Origin of the sequence: Mesorhizobium sp. M7A.F.Ca.CA.002.05.1.1 (assembly GCF_003998335.1) — a bacterium.
In the GTDB taxonomy this organism is placed as follows: Bacteria; Pseudomonadota; Alphaproteobacteria; order Rhizobiales; family Rhizobiaceae; genus Mesorhizobium.
Window position 1 is genome coordinate 1 of sequence record NZ_RZQI01000699.1, and the last position, 3,224, is coordinate 3,224.

The window sequence follows — 3,224 nt, forward strand, 5'->3', positions numbered from 1 at the left end:
TACCCTCCCTGGCCCAGGGAGGGTATGCGCTGAGCCGTGCTTCGATCAAGCGCTCGCGCGCAAATGGCTCAAGCGGCGTCGATACTCAGAAATAACCGCTCGACGCGGCCGTGGCTTCCTTCGGGATTTCGACGCCATCGACCAGGATCTTGTCGACCAGTTCGTGGTGGAAGCAGACCAGCCCCTTGATGCGCTCCGCCTCGTGCACCGGCTCGGGATAATACCAGACCAGGTTCTCGTGACGCTTGGCCTTGGTCGTCACGTGATAATAGTTGGAGATGCCCTTGTAAGGACAGCGCGAAATGTAGCGGCTGGGCGCGAACATATCGAGCCGCGTGTCGGCGATCGGCAGATAGTGGCGCACCGGATGGCCGGTCTCGAACAGGAACACGCCGCGGCGTGAATCGGCGACCTGTTCGCCGTCGAGAATGACCTGCACGCGCCGCGACGACGGCAGGCAGTCGACCCGGCGGAACGGATCGCGGGCGTGGACGAAGATCTCCTCGTCCTCCTCGAACCAGTGTCCCATCTTACTCCAGGTGAACGACATGTAGTCGGATATCGGCGGACAGCCCTTGACCGGATCGAGATAGCGCCAGGCCGCGTCCTCGACCAGCGTGATGCCGGTGTTGAGTGAATAGTGGGTGGCTGTGCCCTTGAACGGGTCCTCTGTCGTCGTCTTGCTCGGCAGCAGGAATTCCTCGCGAACGTCGCCGATCGGGAAGTAGTAGACCGGCAGGTGATCGGATTCGTAGAACACCAAGGCATTGGTCGTATCGGCCACGGTCATCGATCCCACCTGCACACGCAGGCGCTTCTGCGTCGGCATGGTGAAGGCTATGTAGCCCGGCTCGAATTCATACTGCACGATGTTATCGAGCAGTGGAAAATGCGGCCCACGGCCGCGCAGATGGGGCTTGCGAATGGTAGTCTCCCGTTTTGTTTCTTTTGTCATCGGGCGTTGGGGCATGATCAGCTCAACGACACGCGGTCGAGCAGCAGGCCGGCCGCGATCGGCGGAAGGCCGCTGACATTCTTGCGCACCGGCACCAGCAGATCGGGGAAATAGCTGAAGATGACAGGCGTCTCGTCGAGCAGCAATTTCTGGATGTCGGAGGCGGCAGCGCGCTGCGCGCCGGCATCGAGCGCCTTGAGATAGCTGGTGACCATGCCATCATAGGCCGGGCTCTTGAAATGCGCCGCGTTCCAAGGGCCGTCGCTGACCAACGGGCTCTTGAGGAAGATGTTTGGCACGCTGCGATGCGCGTAGTCGGTGATGCCGAGCGGGCTGTCCAGCCAGTCCGACTGGCCGAACACCGCTTTGCCGTAATATTTGTCCTGGTCCTCGATGTTGAGCGAGATGCGCGCACCGATCTCCTTGGCGAAATTCTGGAACAATTGCGCATAGCCCGGAATGTCGGAATAGCGCAGCGTGGTCAGCGTGACGTCGAAGCCTTCGGCGAGACCCGCCGCCTCGAGCAACTGCTTGGCCTTGGCGATGTCCTGGACGCGTTGCGGCACCGACTTGTCGGTCGCCGGGAAGGCCGGCGCGAACGGGCTGTCATTGCCAGTCGCCGCCATGCCGCGGCACAAGCCGTCGACCAGCTTGGCGCGGTCGATGCACAGCGCCAGCGCCTGGCGCACGCGCTTGTCGGTGAAGGGGCCGGTGTCGCAGCGCATGTGCAACTGGCGGTGCGCGGTCGAAGCGACACGCAAGACGGTGATATCAGGACTGTTCAGCACGACCTGGCTGACATCGAGCGGGACGGCATCGAGAATGTCGACCTCGCCGGCCTGCAGCGCCAGGATGCGTGGCTGCACATCGCCGTAGAACTTGAATTCGAGCCGGTCGGGCAGCGCCTTCTCACCCCAATAGTCGGGGTTGCGGATGAAGGTCGCGCCGACCTTTGGCGTGTAGCTTTCCAACCGGAACGGTCCGGTGCCTTCGAACGTCTTTTCGTAATCGCCCTTGTAGCTCGCCGGCAAGATGACGGCGTTGTAATTGTCGATCGACACTGAATAGGGAAAGCTGCCATTCGGCGCATCGAGATGGAAGGCGACGGTGTGGTCGTCGACCTTCCGGGTGCCGCCCTTCGAAAGAAGGCCTTTGAACACCGAAAGCGCGTTGGAAGCGCCGTTGGGATCGGCCAGCCGGTCGAAGGTCGCGACGACGTCGTCGGCCTTGAAATCCTCGCCATTGTGGAATTTCACGCCCTTGCGCAGCTTGAAGGTCCACACGCTGCCATCCTCGTTCGGCGCCCAGCTCTCTGCCAGCACAGGCTTCAAAGTGAGGTCCGGCTGCGTGATGCAGAGAAACTCGGCGGTTTGGAAAACCAGCTGGTAGCTGCCGCTGTCATAGTAGGTGACGGGATCGATGGCGCCGCCCGGCGTCGCCACGCCGGCGCGCACCGTGCCGCCCGGCTTGCCCTCGGCGCGGGCCTGCTGGGTGCCGAGGCCGGCGGCCGCGACAAGGCTGCCCAGGAACGGCAAGGAAAGCCCAAGCACGCTGCCATGGCGCAGGAAGTCACGGCGGTCCATCCTGCCGGCCAGCAATTCGTCAACAGCGGAATTTTCGATTGCAGTGAGTGTTCTGCAAGCGTTGTCGATCATCCGGAAATGCTTGGGCATGGCTGGATTCCTCGCTTGTCTTGGGGTTCAGCCATCTAGTTCATTGTTGACTGCCGCCGGAAAGCGATATTTTTTGATAGGAGTCATCGAAATTTTCGATGCAGGAGGTGGGCATGGACACTGAGAATCTGCGCAGCTTTCTCGAAGTCGCCACCCATGGCAGCTTCACCGTCGCGGCCAGCCGGCTCAACCTCGCCCAGTCCACCGTCAGTGCGCGGATCAGGGGGCTGGAGGAGCAGTTGGGCCGCCGGCTTTTCGTGCGCGACCGCGATGGCGTCACGCTGACGCCGGCCGGCCGGCAGTTCCTGCCGCATGCCTCGTCGATCACCCGCACCTGGGAGCAATCGCGGCAGGACATCGCCGTTCCCGATGGTTACGAGACCTTGCTGCGGCTGACCGCGCCGGCCTATCTGTGGGACCGCATCACCTCGCCATGGGTCGAGTGGATGCGCGCCAGGCGGCCGAACGTGGCGCTGCGGCTGGAGGGCAGCTTTCCGGACTCGGCGATCGACCAGCTGGCGGAAGGCCTGCTCGACATCTGCATCCTCTATCTGCCGCGACCGCATCCCGGCATTGTCTACGAGACGCTGGCCGTC

At 62.7% G+C, this 3,224-nt stretch carries 3 protein-coding genes; 1 reads left to right on the top strand and 2 read right to left on the bottom strand.

Annotation, left to right across the window (positions count from 1 at the left end):
- Positions 1-85: 85 nt before the first annotated feature.
- Positions 86-955 carry a DUF427 domain-containing protein gene (locus EN939_RS26860; protein WP_127270266.1) on the bottom strand — a complete coding sequence of 290 codons (870 nt, stop codon included), beginning with the start codon at positions 953-955 and terminating at the stop codon, positions 86-88.
- A 17-nt stretch (positions 956-972) separates the two neighbouring features.
- Positions 973-2,628 (bottom strand): ABC transporter substrate-binding protein, encoded by a 1,656-nt coding sequence (locus tag EN939_RS26865; RefSeq protein WP_127270263.1) that lies wholly within the window; start codon positions 2,626-2,628, stop codon positions 973-975.
- A gap of 113 nt (positions 2,629-2,741) precedes the next feature.
- Here EN939_RS26865 and EN939_RS26870 point away from each other — a divergent pair.
- Positions 2,742-3,224: LysR family transcriptional regulator (locus tag EN939_RS26870; RefSeq protein WP_164751246.1), on the top strand; the 483-nt coding region annotated here is incomplete at its 3' end.